Here is a 16,566-nt window from a genome sequence, read left to right as displayed (position 1 = left end):
TAAAAGATAACTACCAATACTCTTAATATTTTTGATTAATATTGATAAGTATTTAATAAAAATATGTTTAACCCCAGTTAAATTTGCTTTCCTTACGCTTTTGTTATTATTATTAATTTTTAAATATTTATTAATCCTCTTTCCCATGCTAGTTTATTGAAATTTCTAGTTATAGATTTAGCCTTTTCCATTTCTATAGTAGTATTATTAGCTAGAAAAATCACTTCTGAATTACTAAATCTACCTTCCATTCCTACCTTTCCACATATATAAGTGAGTTTTTTGTAGTTATATCTTTCATCATCAGCAAAATAAACTACTATATCTAAATTATTGACTCCCATGTGAAAATTATTCATACTATCCATGACAATAATAAGAGGTTCATCTTTTACCCTTAAAAGCTTTTGTATCTTTCTTGTTTCTTTATCATTATAACGTATGGTATTAGTGCTTATTTCTTCTCTAAGTCCTAACAAATATTCGTATATTGTATCTGCTTTCCCTCTATCAGGGGCATATAATATAACTTTTCTTCTAGATTTTACAAACCATTTCATATAATCATAAATCATATAGGGTATCTCTTTATTTATATCAATCTTTGTAGTTATTATTCTAGGTTCAGTAATGGGAATATTATGCTTTTTTATTGGAATTTCTATTACTTCTCCCTTCTCTAAAATAGATTCAATAGAATAAGTAATATATTTTACAGCCTTAATTTTATACATTAAATTTCTTATATCCCCTACCCCATAATCTGAGTAGCAACTTACATCATCATAAATAACACAAAAGAACTTTTCTTCTATAAGATTTGCATTTTCATAATTGGTTATTACTAATAACTTTTCTTCTATATTTGTACAATTTCCTCTAAAATAACAGTAGTTTCTAAAGGAAGTGTCTTTCCTTATTTGTTTTAATAAATAAATATCTTTTATATCTTCATTGGTTATATAAAGAACCTTTTTATTCTCACTTATTAAATTTAATATTATATCTAAAAACTTTACGGAATTATTATAAGGAACAGATATCACATTTAAATAATTTTTATTATAACCTTTTTTAGCCCAAGTTATAACCTCTTGATTAAAATCTTTGTCTTTATTATATTCCTTTACATCTTTAAAAAGTTTAAATATGGACATATATGCCCCTCCGTATCTCATAACATATATTGTTTATTCATTACTAAAAATATCTTTAGACGCTATATCTTGTATCCTCCATTTTAAAGAAGAAAACCGTTCAAAACTCCTATCATTTTCTATCATATACTTAAGGGATTTAACAGAGCCTGTTAACACTACTAACTTTTTAGCTCTAGTTATAGCTGTGTATAATAAATTTCTATTCATAAGTAAAGGTGATCCCATAAATACCGGCATAACCACCACAGGGAATTCACTACCTTGACTTTTATGTATGGTTATAGCATAAGCTAAATCTATTTCATCTAAGTTTATCTGCTCGTAAACCACTTTTCTCTCTTCATCAAATATTACTGTTAAAGTGTTATTATCTTCATCAATATCTGATATAAAACCCATATCTCCATTAAATACGCCTATACCTTCTTTTTCTCCTAATCCGCTAATACTGCTCCATTTTAAAGAATAGTTATTCTTTGTTTGCATAACTTTATCACCTATTCTAAAAACAGTATCTCTGTATTCCTTTTCCTTTTTATCTTTTGCCTTTGGATTTAATATCTCCTGAAGCTTAGAATTTAGATTTATAATACCTAAAGGTCCCTTTTTCATGGGTGACAGTATTTGAATATGCTGAAGTTTATTCCATGATTTATTGAAATTTGGTAGTCTAGTATTTATTAGTTCTATAAGGGTATTTAATATTATATCCTTATTTTCTTCTTTTATAAAAAAGAAATCCTTGTCTCTATCATTTAATATAGGCATTTCTCCATTATTTATTTTATGGGCATTAACAACTATCATACTTTCTTTCCCTTGTCTAAATATCTCTTTAAGTCTTACAACTTTTACGGATTTGCTTTCTATAAGATCTTTTAATACATTTCCAGGTCCTACAGAGGGAAGCTGATCTACATCTCCTACTATTATCAGTCTAGTTCCAATAGAAATAGCTTTTAATAGACTATTCATAAGCAATACATCTATCATAGAAGCCTCATCGATTATAATCACATCACAATCTAAAGGAGAATCTTCGCCTTTGGAAAAAGCCATTTCCTCCTCATCAGCTGCAAAACCTAACTCTAATAACCTATGAATAGTCTTAGCTTCTCTACCAGTAGATTCAGTCATTCTCTTTGCTGCTCTACCTGTTGGTGCCGCCATAACTACATTCATCCCATTCTTCTCAAATACATCTAATATACATTTTATTATAGTTGTTTTACCTGTGCCAGGTCCCCCCGTTATTATTTCTACACCACTATCTAATATACCTTTTATAGCTTCTTTTTGAGAAGGTGCAAAGCTTATATCGCTTTTTTCCTCAAATTCTTGTATATGTTTATCAATATCCATGTCTATAGTTTCATAATTTGAAAAGGCAAGGGTAAGCATAACTTTAGTTATGCCAAGTTCACTATAATAATAAGGAAGGGTGAATATACACTCTCTCTCCTCTACCATCTCAATCTTTATCTTTCCATCTATAGCACAATCAAAAACATTTTGAACTATAAGCTCTTCCTTTACTTTTAATATGTCCGCCGCTTCCTTAATAAGATTATCTTTTGGCATGTATGTATTTCCTAAAGCACAGAACTCACTAACTACATGCTTTATTCCACTTTGGATTCTAAAGGGTGAATCCATCTCTATTCCTAAACTTCTAGCTATCTTATCAGAAGATTTAAATCCTATACCAGAAACTTCTTCAGTTAATATATAGGGGTTGTTTTTTATTATACTTATAGACTCTGCTCCAAATCTCTTATATATTTTCATGCATTGATTTGGTGTAACACCATAAGCCTGCAAAAAAACCATAATGTTTTTTACTTCTCTTTGTTTAAAATAAGATTCATATATTAACTCTATTTTTTTATCCCCTATACCTTCTATTTCTTTAAGTCTTTCTATATTGTTTTCTAAAACCTCAAAGGTGTTTTCTCCAAATTTTTCCACTATTTTTTTAGCCGTAACAGGACCTATTCCTAATATCATACCTGAAGATAGGTATCTTTCTATGCCAATAAGACTCTCTGGCAATATTTCTTCTGCAGCACTTACCTTGAATTGTTTTCCAAATTGCTGATGGACAACCCATTCTCCTATTAACTTTAAATTTTGCCCCTCTGTTATATAGGGTATACAACCTACTATTACAGTAACATTCTTTTTTGCATCTATTTTAGCTACCACATAGCCATTTTCTTCATTTTGAAATATTATATCTTCTACAGTACCTTGTATTTCCTCCATAGAATCTCCTCACTCAATTCTTAATTACAATAATTATATCATAATTACCTTTTAATACGGTATTTTTAACCTATAGTTCTAATGAAAATTATAGTACAACAAAAATAAAATTCAACTTAAAGAAAAATATCTGCTATAATAATATACAAAGAATATATTATACGAGGTGATTTAATGTTAATTAAAAATTGTAGAATAATATATAGTGATAGAATTGAAAGAGGTTCTGTTCTTATTGAAAATAATAAGATTAAAACTATAAATCCAAAGGATTTAGATGATAAAGAAGTCATTGATGGTGAAGGTTTATATTTAGCTCCTGGCTTTATAGATGTACATATCCATGGCGCTGGAGGGCGCGATACCATGGATGGTAGCTATGACTCTTTAAATATAATTGCAAAAACTATTGCACAGTTTGGAACTACCTCCTTTTTGCCAACTACTATGACTTGTGCTAAAGAAGATATAAGAAAATCTGTAGAAGCTATAAAGGATGCAAAATACAAGGGCACAGAAGGAGCTAATGTATTAGGAGTACACTTAGAAGGACCTTTTATAAATCCTTCCGCTATAGGAGCTCAAAACCCTCAGTTTATTCAAAAACCATCCATAGAATCATTTTTAGAAATGGTTGGTGAAAATATTGATGCAGTAGTAAGTGTTACTATGGCACCTGAAATAGAAGGAGCTAGTGAGCTTATAGCTTATTTAAAAGAAAAGGGAATAGTTGTATCTATAGGACATACTAAAGCAACTTATAAAGAGACTATGGAAAGTATTGAATGTGGGGTTTGCCACTCAACACACCTTTACAACGCTATGCCTGGATTGCACCACAGAGAACCTGGCGTAGTAGGAGCTATATTCGATTCTCATATAACCACAGAAACTATATCTGATGGAATTCATATAAGCTATCCTTCTCTTAGAGTAGCCTATAAACAAAAAGGGTTAGATAAAGTTTTATTAGTAACAGATGCTATGATGGCATGCTCCATGGCAGATGGCACATATTCTTTAGGGGGTCAAGAGGTTATTGTTGAAAAAGGTGCTGCTAGATTAAAATCAGGTTCTCTTGCTGGTTCCGTTTTAACCTTAGATAAAGCAGTCAGAAATGTTCATAACAACACAAACTATCCTTTACATGAAATTGTTAATATGGCTACCTTAAATCCTGCTAAACTTTGTAATGTAGATCATAGAAAAGGTTCCATAAAAGAAGGTTTTGATGCGGATATAATATTGTTTGATGAAGAAATAAATATTAAAAAAGTTATAATTAATGGTAAAGTAATATATTAGAATAAAAAATACCCTCTATATATAATAGAGGGTATTTTTTAGCATTAGCTTTTTATACATATTTTTTTATTTCATCTACCTTGTTTAGTTCTTCCCATGGTAGGTCTAAATCTATTCTTCCAAAATGACCATATGCAGCAGTTTGTCTATATAATGGTCTTCTTAAATCTAATTCCTTAATTATTGCTGCTGGTCTTAAATCAAATACTTTTTGGATTATTTCTACTATTTTATCATCACTTATTTTTCCTGTTCCAAAGGTCTCTACCTCTATAGATACTGGTTTTGCAACTCCTATAGCATAAGCTAGTTCAATCTCTAGTTTATCTGCAACTCCTGCCGCTACTAAATTTTTAGCTACCCATCTAGCTGCATAGGCTGCGGAACGGTCAACTTTAGTAGGATCCTTTCCAGAGAAAGCTCCACCTCCATGTCTTCCATATCCACCATAAGTATCTACGATTATCTTTCTTCCAGTTAATCCTGAGTCCCCTTGAGGTCCCCCTATAACAAATCTTCCTGTTGGATTTATATAGTATTTAGTGTTTTCATCTAACAACTCAACTGGTACTACAGTCTTAATTACATACTCACGAAGATCTTTATCTATTTGCTCCATGGATACCTCTGGACTATGTTGAGTAGATATTACTATAGCATCTATTCTTAAAGGTTTATTATCTTCATATTCTACTGTTACTTGAGTTTTCCCATCTGGTCTTAAATAAGAAAGAGTTCCATCTTTTCTAACCTCTGTTAACCTTCTTGATAATTTATGTGCCATAGCTATTGGAAGTGGCATATACTCAGGTGTTTCATTAGTAGCAAATCCGAACATCATACCTTGATCTCCAGCTCCGATGGCCTCAATTTTGTCCATTTCACCTTTTTTAGATTCTAGAGCCTCATTTACTCCCATAGCAATATCTGCTGATTGTTCATCTATAGAAGTCAATACCGCGCAAGTATCAGCATCAAATCCATACTTTGCTCTAACATAGCCTATCTCTTCAATAGTTTTTCTAACAACCTTTGGTATATCAACATAGCAATTAGTAGATATTTCTCCCATAACCATAACCATTCCTGTAGTTACTGCAGTTTCACAAGCTACCCTTGCATTTGCATCATGAGACAATATAGTATCTAATATAGCATCTGATATTTGGTCACAAATCTTATCTGGATGTCCTTCTGTTACTGATTCTGATGTAAATAATCTCCTCATAATTTATCTGCACTAAATGTAATTTAAATGCAGTTTTTCACTCCCTTCTTAAATTATATAATAAAAAAAGTCTCCTCAAGAAAGAAGAGACTGCATTTCATCCTCTCTCTTATCTTGCAGAATTATACTGCAGGAATTGGCACCATAGTGCACATGCACCGGTTGCCGGGTTTCATAGGGCCCTTTCCCTCCACCTCTCTTGATAAGAGTCTATGTAATTTTACAACATACCAATTTTAACATGCTTGACTTATCAAGTCAATATACTAAAATACATATTTATAATTTTTTCATATATGGTATCAAACCATTGTAATTAATATTATAAAATAAAAAAGACACTTAAAGTGTCTTTTGGTGGAGGAAGACGGATTCGAACCATCGAAGTCGTTGACAACAGATTTACAGTCTGCCCCCTTTAGCCACTCGGGAATTCCTCCATACTGGAGCTGGCAATAGGAATCGAACCTACAACCTGCTGATTACAAGTCAGCTGCTCTACCGTTGAGCCATGCCAGCACATACTATTAAATTTTAAAAATTGGTGGGCACAACAGGGATCGAACCTGTGACCCTCTGCTTGTAAGGCAGATGCTCTCCCAGCTGAGCTATGCGCCCTTTTTTTGGTGGAGGAAGATGGATTCGAACCATCGAAGTCGTTGACAACAGATTTACAGTCTGCCCCCTTTAGCCACTCGGGAATTCCTCCATACTGGAGCTGGCAATAGGAATCGAACCTACAACCTGCTGATTACAAGTCAGCTGCTCTACCGTTGAGCCATGCCAGCATATCCACCAATATTTTATTTTGTTAGTCTTAACGTGACTAACTTTGTCTTGTCTTGTTCGCCGTAACCCGGCTGACAAAGAATAGTATACATAGATATAGATATAAATTCAACCTTGATTTTCCCCCTTTATCTAGGTTTATTTTTCTACTTCTCTATTTTTCTCCATATTACTCCCTATATATACTATATTTATATTTTTTAACATGTATATGAATTTAATAATAAATCATCTTTCACTTCCTTTATTAATTATGAATAGTTTCTTGTAAAAATCCGCATTTCATCAATATTAAAGAGAGTTTTGCCATTTATTATTATGGAGTATGAATTATATATTTAACTAAAATTCAACACCTATTCTCTCTTATTTTAAATATATAAAAGATTTTACTTTATTATGATTTAATATTTTTATTTATTTCTTTAATATTATTTTTTATTGTACATATAAATTAGTTAGGAGGTGGTTATATTGAATAAATCAAAAATACACTATAAAAATAAAATGGCTATTTATGAGCTTTCTTACTTTATGAAAGATTATATAGATAAAGACTCTGTAATAATATGTATAGGAACTGATAGATGTATTGGCGATTCTTTAGGACCTCTTGTAGGTACAATTCTTCAACATAGGTTCTTTCCCTTACCTGTCTATGGAAGTGTTTCTTCCCCAATTCATGCAATAAATTTATGTGAAAGAATATCTAACATAAAAGGCATGCACCCCCACTCCAATATATTAGCTATAGATGCTTGTTTAGGCGAAAAAAATTCTATAGGAGAAATTCATGTAAGAGATTATCCTATTCATCCAGGTAAAGGTGTTGGAAAAAATCTGCCTGACGTAGGTGATACATCTATTATAGGTATAATAGACTCTAACGATGGCGGTGATATCTTTCTTAATAAAAACATAAGATTAAGTTTTATTATGGATATGGCAGAAATAATTGCGGAATCATTGTTTTATTCAATATATTTAAAGAATTTATATCATGATTAATATATGTTTTTAATTAAAATAGGACTACTCCTTTAAAAAAGAGTAGTCCATAAAACCTTCATCATTTTAATCTATAACAAAATTTAATCTATCAGCTCCACATTGTTATCTTCTAAAGTTACATCTAACTTATCAATGAAGTCTAGCACTTTTCCAGTGCCTACAGCTACGCTGGATACCGGTTCCTCCGCTATATGTACAGGTACCTTTGCAATATGTTCTATAAGTTTATCTAATCCATTTAGGAGTGACCCTCCACCGGTCATTACAATTCCCTTTTCTGCTATATCTGCTGCTAACTCTGGTGGAGTCTTCTCTAAAACTGCATGTGTACTGTCAGCAATAATTGTAACTGTCTCTTTTAATGCTTCCCTCATCTCAGAAGAAGTCACAGTTATATTTTTAGGTAGACCTGAAACTAAGTCTCTTCCCTTAATATCCATGCTAAATTCATCATCACCATATGCACTACCAACATTTATTTTTAAATCTTCGGCAGTCCTTTCACCTATCATAAGCTTGTGCTTTTTCCTTATATATTTAATTATAGCCTCATCAAACTTATCTCCAGCAATTTTAATAGAAGCCCTTACCACTATACCACCTAAAGATATTACAGCTATATCAGTGGTTCCTCCACCTATATCAATAACCATATTACCACTAGGTATCGTTATATCAATTCCAGCTCCAATAGCTGCCGCTAAGGGCTCTTCAATTAAAAACACTTTTTTTGCTCCTGCATTTATAGCTGCATCTTTTACTGCCCTTTTCTCAACCTCTGTAGATTGACAAGGGACGCAAATCATAACTTTAGGCGCAGATATCTTTCTCTTGCCACAAGCTTTTCTAATAAAATGTTTTAGCATTTTTTCAGTTGTATCATAGTCTGATATAACTCCATCTTTTAACGGCCTTAAGGCTACTATATTTCCTGGAGTTCTTCCTATCATCTGCCTGGCCTCTTCTCCTACAGCTAATATTCTATTAGTATTCTTATCTATAGCTACTACAGAGGGTTCCTTTAATATTACCCCCTTACCTTTTATATAAACTAATACTGTAGCTGTTCCTAGGTCTATGCCCATGTCTGTACCCATGCTCCAAAACCACATTCTATTTTCACTCCCAATTCACGAAATTTTATACTAATTCAGTCATTTTATACTAAAAATATACAGAATCTTCTTTTCTATTATACTAAGAATGTGATTATCCTTCAATAGCTTTATATTTTAACTTGGTTGCTTTTCCACCCCTGATATGACGTTCGGCCTTGTTTAAGTCTAATATTATCTTAGCTTGCTCTGCAATTACAGGATTTATTTTAGGTAGCCTTTCAGTCATATCCTTGTGTATAGTACTTTTGCTAACACCAAATACCTTTGCTGTTTTTCTTATTGTAGCTTTTGAATCAATTATATAATGCGCTACCTCTAGCACCCTCTCTTCAATATAGTCTTTCAAAATGCTACCTCCTTAATATCTATATTTATAAATATGCGTGTGTTTTTCTTTAAATTACTTTTTCAATGGCTATTTTCCAATAAGGAAAGGGCATTATTTAAACCTTTTGTTCCTGACTAATGTTTCTATATATTTCATATTTATAATATGAATTTTAGAAACTACTAGTCCCTGAATTTCTTTTTATAAAGTTCAGGGGCAATTTAATGCCTACCTGAACTAACTTAACTCTTCCCTATTTGTAGCTTACATATTTAGCAGGATTAACTTTTGCGTCATCTTTTAGAACTTCAAAGTGTAAATGATCTCCATACTTTTCATCACTATAGTTCCCAGCAGTTTTTCCTACCTTACCAATTTCTTGTCCCTTAGATACTTTTTGTCCTTGTTTTACTTGAACATTTTCATCTAAGTTTGAATATATAGTCTTTAAACCATTTTGATGGTTTATAACTACGTATTTTCCTAGTTCCGTATCATCGTTATCTACTTTTTCTATAACACCTTCTAATACAGCTATAACCTTCTTCCCTAAGTCTGCCTTAATATCTATTCCAGACTTAGTTCTCCAAGTACCTAATGTGCTACAAAAAATAGTTTCTTCAGTAAATTCTCTTGCTAAAGTTCCATCTACTGGTTTTTCAAATTTAGCATCTAAATTTTTAGAAACTGCTGAGGAATCCTTGCCTTCTTTAGGTACTTCTATATTTTTCTTTTCCTCTTCAACCTTTGAAGAGGTCTCAGCCTTCTTTTCATTATCTTTTACTTGAAGTGCATTATTCATATCCATTTCAGGAAACTCGCGCCCCTCTGCCAGTTTAAATTCTTTTTTATTCTCTACTACTGGTGGTTCTTCTGTTGTAACTTTTTTATCTTTTACAGTAACTACTGCTATAGTAGCAACTATGCACAAGCAAACAAATAATATTACATAGAAGCCCTCCTTTTTAAAAAAATTACTTGTTCTTTTACCTATTTTTTTGTCCATAATGAACACCTCCATTTAGTAGTCTGTCCTTTCACAAATAAAAAATACATAAATTTAGTATTTTTATTTCTATTTTTTTCTATAAAATTCCCCATAAAATTCATATTAGTAAGTAGTTTTTTGTATTTTCTTGTTTTAAAAAGGAATGCTTCTAAAGCTTTATTTCCTCATTCCTATATAACACTTAGTAAATATATCTGTTAAATCTAAAATATATTTAATTCCTACCTATAAAAATACACAATAAAAATCCACTGCACATTAAATATGCAGTGGATAAATTATATAATTAAGCTTTAATCATTAATTTTTTCTATACTAACCCCTTGATAATAATGAGTTAGTATGTCTCTATAGTTTTTACCATCTTTACCCATAGAATTAGCCCCCCATTGACTCATTCCTACTCCATGTCCATAGCCTAAGCAATTAATTTCTACTTTATCCTTAATAAAACTTATAGTAAAATTTGCAGAATTCAAATTAAATACTTTTCTAAATTCAGGTCCACTTATATTAACATCTCCTATTTTTATAGATTTTACTGATCCACCTTTACTTCTAGATATAATCTTAACTCCTTGTGATAAATTAGAATATTCCAAGCGAGAATCTTTATAGTTCTGATTTATTTTATTTACAAATTCTTTATTACTAAAAGTAACTTTAGATTTAAATTTAGGAGCCACTTCTTCCCCTGAACTTTCTACAGATATTAAATAGGGCTCTGAAAAAGAAAAAACCTCTGAGGCATCTTCTGTTTTTCCGGAACTTACTGCAAAATATTGAGGGTTAAGTACTAAGTTTCCCTCATACATTAGTATCTCTCCTTTTGTATCCATCACCGCTTTTTCTATTTTTCCCCAATACCCTTCACCCTGATCCTTAGGCCAACTTTTTATTTTCTCTTCTTTATTCACATATACCTGACAGTGGGTAGTATCACAAATATCTGCTCCATTAGCTTTTTTACAGTTTAAAATCATCTTAGATACGGCAAAAGTTCTAGCTGCAACAGCCTGAGCTTTTAATGCATCTTCATTAAAATTTGCTGGCATCTCAGATGCAACTACTCCTACTATATATTCCTCTAAATTAATTTCTTCAAACTCACCTTTTTTAATATTATGCACTTTTATATCGTTGAACTCTTTACCTTTTAAACTGTTTTTAGAATAATTTATTTTTTCATTACCTTCATAACCTTTAATATTATTATGATTTTTTTCTTTGTCCCCTATGCCTATAAATATTATAGGCATAATAATTATAAATAATATAAATAAAATAAAACATATAATAAGTTTTTTAAATTCTATATTTATATTAACCTTATTCATTCCCATTCTCCCTTTTATATATTTACCAAAGATCTTATACAAAATTATATTAATCTTTATTTAAATATATAACTTTTAATAAATAATATGTTTCATAAAAGCTAATATCCTCATTCCTTGATCTCATAAGAATCAAGGAATGAGGATATTAACAAGAATACTATAATAAACTTATTCTTATTATTAAATTTTTTATAGTAAATAACTTCTAGATAAATATATAGAAAGGTTATGCTAATAATTAATTCTTTCAATATTTGCTCCTAAAGCCTTTAATTTATTTTCTATATCCACATATCCCCTATCAATATGGTAAACATCAGAAATGCTAGTACATCCTTCTGCAGCCAATGCACATATTATTAAAGCTGCACCAGCCCTTAAATCCGTGGCCTTAACCTCAGCCCCTGTAAGTTTTTTAACACCTTCAATAACAGCACTTCTACCATCTATTTTTACATTTGCTCCCATTCTTTTTAACTCTGGAGCATGCATAAACCTATTTTCAAATACAGTTTCAGTTATTATGCTAGTTCCTTTAGCAATAGCTAATAAAGCCATCATTTGCGCCTGCATATCTGTAGGAAATCCAGGGTATGGCATAGTCTTAATATCTACTGCTTTTATATCGCCCTCTCCATAAATTATTACACTTTCATTTTTTATTTCCATATTAACTCCACACTCTGATAGTTTAGCTAGAATGGGCTTCATATGTTCCTCATTTATTCCATTTATTTTTATTTGGCTCTTAGTTATAGCAGCTGCTGTCATATAAGTTCCTGCCTCAATTCTATCGTATATAGGTCTATGCCTAACACCTTTTAACTCTTCTACCCCTTTTATCTTTATAGTTCCTGTTCCTGCACCTTCTATACAAGCTCCCATAGAGTTAAGATAAGTTGCTAAGTCTTCTATTTCAGGTTCTTCTGCTGAATTTTCTATAACAGTTTCCCCTTTAGCAAGTACCGCTGCCATCATTATATTCTCTGTGGCACCAACTGATGGGAAGTCAAGGTATATTTTATTTCCTATAAGCCTGTTAGCTCTTCCTTCTACATATCCATGTCCCAAATCTATCTGCGCTCCTAAAGCACTAAATCCTTTTAAATGAAGATCTATAGGTCTACTGCCAATATTACATCCACCTGGTAAAGATAGTTTTACTCTACCAAATCTTGATAACATAGGTCCCATTATTAAGAAGGACGCTCGCATCTTTCTCACTAAATCACTATGAGGTTCTTCTTTTGAATTTATATCTTTAGTATCAATAGTAATGCAATTTGTATTTGTATCTAATTGAACATCAGCTCCTAAGGATTCTAATACCTTACATATAACAAAAACATCTTCTAACATAGGTGCATTTTCAATAATAGAAACATCTCCACTTAATATACTAGCAGCTATTATAGGCAATACTGAATTTTTAGCAGAACTTATATTTACTTCTCCTTTTAGCTTATAGCCACCTTTAATTATTATCTTTTCCATATTATCCTCCATCCTATAATTGTTAATAAGCATTATAGATTATTGGCGTACCAACAATCAGATATGTTCCTGAAGTGTATCTCATTACTGCGAAGTTTATGTCCACACAACCTGGTGAATTACCATTTTTGCTAGCCTTATTGGTTAAGGCAGTACCTATAACCCCAAAATCAGTGAATTTTATATCTATGTTTAAATTTTTTTCACTTACTAATAATTCTTCTATGTGAGTCTTACATTCTTCTAAGCTATCATCTTCAACTTTAGCCTTAACATATTTATAAACCTTAGCGCTTCTTTCTCTTTCAACATTTCTAAGCACTTCTTTCTCTATTTTTTCTTTTTCCATTATGGATTCTATATTAAATTTTACTTCTATATACCCAACTTTTTCTGATTTGTTTACCAATGCTTTTAACTCTATTCCATCTTCCTTTTTATTGATAAACTTTATATCTTTATTTTCTTCCACATCAGCATCTTTGTTGATTTTTTCATATTTTATTAGTATTTTATCAATATCTTCATATATTTCAGAAATCCTATCTTCTTCTACATTTTGAAATTCTATTTTCATACCATATTCCTCTGGTTTTCCTTCTAGCGATACAACAAATTTATTAATTAAATCCTCATCATTGTAAGATTTATATCCCATAAGAAATACAAAATTTAAAAGACCTATAAGGACTATCCATATAAGTTTCTTCATAGAATTACCCCCTTTTTTCTAATTATTGTCATTAAGAAATATAATATACAGCTTTCCCTTAATTTTTTATATGGAGGTAATACATTATTCACTTATTTTAATGAATTTAAGGCAAATATTACAATATATTATCAATATATTGGTTTCTCAAAAAAGTGTGAACAGGATACGTATTTTAAATAAAAAAGCCTATAATCTAGAACATTATTAATTCTAGACTATAGGCTTTTTAAAATTAAAATCTTGCTTATTTATCCCACTCTGCATTTTTGCATGCTACACTTATATTATTATCCTTTACCGTTAATACTCCTTCTGAAATGGATACTCTATACTTTTTTTCATCCTCACCAATAAACTGAACAGTTGAAGGTACAACTACTGTTATCATAGCTCCATGTCTAGGAAGAACCTCAAAACTTCCTTCAGCATTTTCTGTAAATAATTTTTTAATTTGACCTGAATATATTTCTTTATCTGGTGTAAGAATGTTTAAGCTCATTAACTCCATCATCAAAATCCTCTCCATTAACCTTCCATTAGCTTCTTAGCCTTTTCAACGACCTCTTCTATATTACCTACAAATAAAAAGGCTGACTCTGGAAGATCATCATATTTCCCTTCCAATATCTCTTTAAATCCTCTAACCGTTTCATTTACAGGAACAAATTTGCCTTTCATCCCAGTAAACTGCTCAGCTACAGTAAAAGGCTGCGATAAAAATCTTTGAACTTTTCTTGCTCTAGATACTACTAGTTTATCTTCTTCTGATAGTTCGTCTATTCCTAATATAGCTATTATATCTTGTAACTCTTTATATCTTTCCAACACATTTTTTACCCTTGTAGCTACTTCATAATGCTCTTTACCTACTACTCTAGGATCTAATATTCTTGATGTAGATTCTAACGGATCCACTGCTGGATATATTCCCAGTTCTGTAATAGATCTTGATAATACTGTAGTTGCATCAAGATGGGAAAAGGTAGTAGCCGGTGCTGGATCTGTCAAATCATCCGCTGGTACATATACAGCTTGAACTGAAGTAATTGATCCATGCTTTGTAGAAGTAATTCTCTCCTGTAAAGCTCCCATTTCTGTAGCAAGTGTAGGCTGATACCCTACAGCACTAGGTATCCTTCCTAATAATGCAGATACCTCTGATCCAGCTTGTGTAAATCTAAATATATTATCAATAAAGAGTAAAACATCTTGACCTTTATCTCTAAAATATTCAGCCATAGTGAGTCCAGTAAGGGCTACTCTCATCCTAGCCCCTGGCGGCTCATTCATCTGACCAAAAACTAGTGCAGTTTTATTTATAACTCCAGAATCATTCATTTCATGATAAAGGTCATTTCCTTCTCTTGTACGTTCTCCTACTCCTGTAAAAACAGAAAGTCCGCCATGTTCAATAGCAATATTATTTATAAGTTCTTGAATAAGAACAGTTTTACCAACTCCTGCTCCACCAAAAAGACCTATTTTCCCACCTTTTTGATAAGGAGCTATTAAATCTATTACCTTTATTCCTGTTTCAAACATTTCTGGCTCTACAGACTGTTCTTGAAAAGTTGGGGCTGCTCTATGGATTGGATAATATTCTTCTGATGAAAAGCTTCCTTTTTCATCCATGGGTTTTCCTAACACATTAAAAAGTCTACCAAGAACTTCCTGTCCAACGGGGACGGATATTGCTTTTCCAGTGTCTACAGCTTCTACTCCTCTTCTTAATCCTTCTGTAGATTCCATAGCAATGGCTCTTACGATATCATCACCTACATGTTGCTCTACCTCGGCTATTAAGATTTTATCTTCCAATTTTATCTCTATAGCATTATATATATTAGGAAGATATTCTGACTCAAATTTTATATCTATAACCGGTCCAATAACTTGAACTACTTTTCCTATCTTTCCAGGCATAGTCTACCTCCTCATTTATCTTTGAGCTTGTGCTCCTCCTACAATTTCTGATATTTCTTGTGTTATAGCACTCTGTCTTATTCTATTAAATTTTAAATTTAATTTATCTAAAAGATCATTAGCATTTTGAGTTGCACCATTCATTGCAGCCATTCTAGAACTATGCTCACTAGCTTTTGCATCAAGAATATTATTTAATAGCCTTGCCTCTAGATATACATTTTTTAATAATGTGAAGCATTCCTCTATATTAGGTTCAAACTCAAAAGTTTTTCCTTCACTTTCCTTTTGATTAAAATCGAAAGGAATTAACTTTTCTGACACAACAGCTTGTTTTACCGGAGAAATAAATTTAGAATAAATTACATTTATTTCTCCTACCTTTTCCTCATCATATAATTCCAAAGCCTTATCTAAAATAGGTCTTATATCTTCCGCTTTAGGAATATCTGGTATTTCAAAAAATTCAGCTGCAGTAGAGTAACCTAACTTATTAAAATATCCCTTTCCCTTTTGACCTACCATTATTATCAAAGATTTCTCTTCTGTGTTTTCCATCCTTTCAATAGCGTAAGAAGTTACAGACCCATTATAACCTCCACAAAGTCCACTATCTGAAGTAAATACTATGTATAATTTATTATTTGAAGAATTTCCTTCAAAATACATACCAAAATGATCTTCCATTGAATTTACTAAAGTATCAAAGGATTCTTTTACTGATGAATAGTATTTATTATTTACCATCAACTGTTCTCTTGTTTTTCTAAGTTTAGCGGTGGCAACAAGTCCCATGGCTTTAGTAATTTTTTTGGTATTGGTAACAGACTTAACTCTTCTTCTTATGGCTATAAGTCCTGCTCCTGCCACATTTCCACCTC

At 31.5% G+C, this 16,566-nt stretch carries 14 protein-coding genes, 5 tRNA genes and 1 riboswitch; of the genes, 2 read left to right on the top strand and 17 right to left on the bottom strand.

What is annotated here, in order from left to right; translation table 11 throughout:
- Positions 1-119 precede the first annotated feature (119 nt).
- Both KQI89_RS01015 and recD2 read right to left on the bottom strand, forming a co-directional pair.
- Positions 120-1,157, bottom strand: coding sequence for a hypothetical protein (locus KQI89_RS01015; RefSeq protein ID WP_216455554.1), 1,038 nt, complete (start codon positions 1,155-1,157; stop codon positions 120-122).
- 33 nt (positions 1,158-1,190) lie between these two features.
- Positions 1,191-3,425 (bottom strand): SF1B family DNA helicase RecD2, encoded by a 2,235-nt coding sequence (recD2, locus tag KQI89_RS01010; RefSeq protein WP_216455553.1) that lies wholly within the window; start codon positions 3,423-3,425, stop codon positions 1,191-1,193.
- Between the two features lie 174 nt (positions 3,426-3,599).
- On the opposite strand from recD2, the gene nagA reads away from it, so the two are divergent.
- Positions 3,600-4,730 carry an N-acetylglucosamine-6-phosphate deacetylase gene (nagA, locus tag KQI89_RS01005; RefSeq protein WP_216455552.1) on the top strand — a complete coding sequence of 377 codons (1,131 nt, stop codon included), beginning with the start codon at positions 3,600-3,602 and terminating at the stop codon, positions 4,728-4,730.
- A gap of 52 nt (positions 4,731-4,782) precedes the next feature.
- Here the strand turns inward: nagA and metK are convergent, their stop codons facing one another.
- From metK to KQI89_RS00975, 6 genes are all read right to left on the bottom strand, one after another.
- Positions 4,783-5,958, bottom strand: a complete 1,176-nt coding sequence (gene metK, locus KQI89_RS01000; RefSeq protein ID WP_216455551.1) for a methionine adenosyltransferase — start codon at positions 5,956-5,958, stop codon at positions 4,783-4,785.
- A gap of 106 nt (positions 5,959-6,064) precedes the next feature.
- Positions 6,065-6,167: riboswitch (SAM riboswitch) on the bottom strand.
- 146 nt (positions 6,168-6,313) lie between these two features.
- A tRNA-Tyr gene (locus KQI89_RS00995) sits at positions 6,314-6,398 on the bottom strand.
- A 4-nt stretch (positions 6,399-6,402) separates the two neighbouring features.
- A tRNA-Thr gene (locus tag KQI89_RS00990) sits at positions 6,403-6,477 on the bottom strand.
- Between the two features lie 23 nt (positions 6,478-6,500).
- Positions 6,501-6,576 (bottom strand) — tRNA-Val (locus KQI89_RS00985).
- 6 nt (positions 6,577-6,582) lie between these two features.
- Positions 6,583-6,667: transfer RNA gene (locus tag KQI89_RS00980), tRNA-Tyr, on the bottom strand.
- Positions 6,668-6,671: 4 nt separating this feature from the next.
- A tRNA-Thr gene (locus tag KQI89_RS00975) sits at positions 6,672-6,746 on the bottom strand.
- Between the two features lie 475 nt (positions 6,747-7,221).
- Here KQI89_RS00975 and yyaC point away from each other — a divergent pair.
- Positions 7,222-7,755, top strand: a complete 534-nt coding sequence (gene yyaC, locus KQI89_RS00970) for a spore protease YyaC (protein ID WP_216455550.1) — start codon at positions 7,222-7,224, stop codon at positions 7,753-7,755.
- Between the two features lie 83 nt (positions 7,756-7,838).
- Here the strand turns inward: yyaC and mreB are convergent, their stop codons facing one another.
- The 9 genes from mreB to atpG form a co-directional block, all read right to left on the bottom strand.
- The gene (gene mreB / locus KQI89_RS00965) at positions 7,839-8,870 is read right to left on the bottom strand and encodes a rod shape-determining protein (protein WP_032121320.1); all 1,032 of its coding nucleotides are present in this window, start codon (positions 8,868-8,870) and stop codon (positions 7,839-7,841) included.
- A 97-nt stretch (positions 8,871-8,967) separates the two neighbouring features.
- Positions 8,968-9,222 (bottom strand): sporulation transcriptional regulator SpoIIID, encoded by a 255-nt coding sequence (gene spoIIID / locus KQI89_RS00960; protein WP_032121319.1) that lies wholly within the window; start codon positions 9,220-9,222, stop codon positions 8,968-8,970.
- 235 nt (positions 9,223-9,457) lie between these two features.
- Positions 9,458-10,210, bottom strand: a complete 753-nt coding sequence (locus KQI89_RS00955) for a M23 family metallopeptidase (protein WP_032121318.1) — start codon at positions 10,208-10,210, stop codon at positions 9,458-9,460.
- A 296-nt stretch (positions 10,211-10,506) separates the two neighbouring features.
- Entirely contained in the window at positions 10,507-11,550 is a 1,044-nt protein-coding gene (gene spoIID / locus KQI89_RS00950) for a stage II sporulation protein D (RefSeq protein WP_216455549.1), read from the bottom strand.
- Between the two features lie 234 nt (positions 11,551-11,784).
- Positions 11,785-13,047: a UDP-N-acetylglucosamine 1-carboxyvinyltransferase gene (gene murA / locus KQI89_RS00945; RefSeq protein WP_032121316.1), complete on the bottom strand. Its 1,263-nt coding sequence runs from the start codon at positions 13,045-13,047 to the stop codon at positions 11,785-11,787.
- A gap of 22 nt (positions 13,048-13,069) precedes the next feature.
- A complete protein-coding gene (locus KQI89_RS00940) occupies positions 13,070-13,759 on the bottom strand; it encodes a hypothetical protein (protein ID WP_216455548.1) in 690 nt (229 codons plus the stop codon).
- 247 nt (positions 13,760-14,006) lie between these two features.
- On the bottom strand, positions 14,007-14,273 hold the full coding sequence (locus KQI89_RS00935) for a F0F1 ATP synthase subunit epsilon (protein WP_216455547.1): 267 nt from the start codon (positions 14,271-14,273) through the stop codon (positions 14,007-14,009).
- A 14-nt stretch (positions 14,274-14,287) separates the two neighbouring features.
- Positions 14,288-15,685: a F0F1 ATP synthase subunit beta gene (atpD, locus tag KQI89_RS00930; protein WP_216455546.1), complete on the bottom strand. Its 1,398-nt coding sequence runs from the start codon at positions 15,683-15,685 to the stop codon at positions 14,288-14,290.
- 15 nt (positions 15,686-15,700) lie between these two features.
- Positions 15,701-16,555: an ATP synthase F1 subunit gamma gene (gene atpG, locus KQI89_RS00925; RefSeq protein ID WP_216455545.1), complete on the bottom strand. Its 855-nt coding sequence runs from the start codon at positions 16,553-16,555 to the stop codon at positions 15,701-15,703.
- Between the last annotated feature and the right edge of the window lie 11 nt (positions 16,556-16,566).

Origin of the sequence: Clostridium simiarum, assembly GCF_018919175.1 — a bacterium.
GTDB lineage: Bacteria > Bacillota > Clostridia > Clostridiales > Clostridiaceae > Clostridium_L > Clostridium_L simiarum.
The sequence above is the reverse complement of the archived record's forward strand: the minus strand, read 5'-3'. Positions and strand labels throughout refer to the sequence as shown.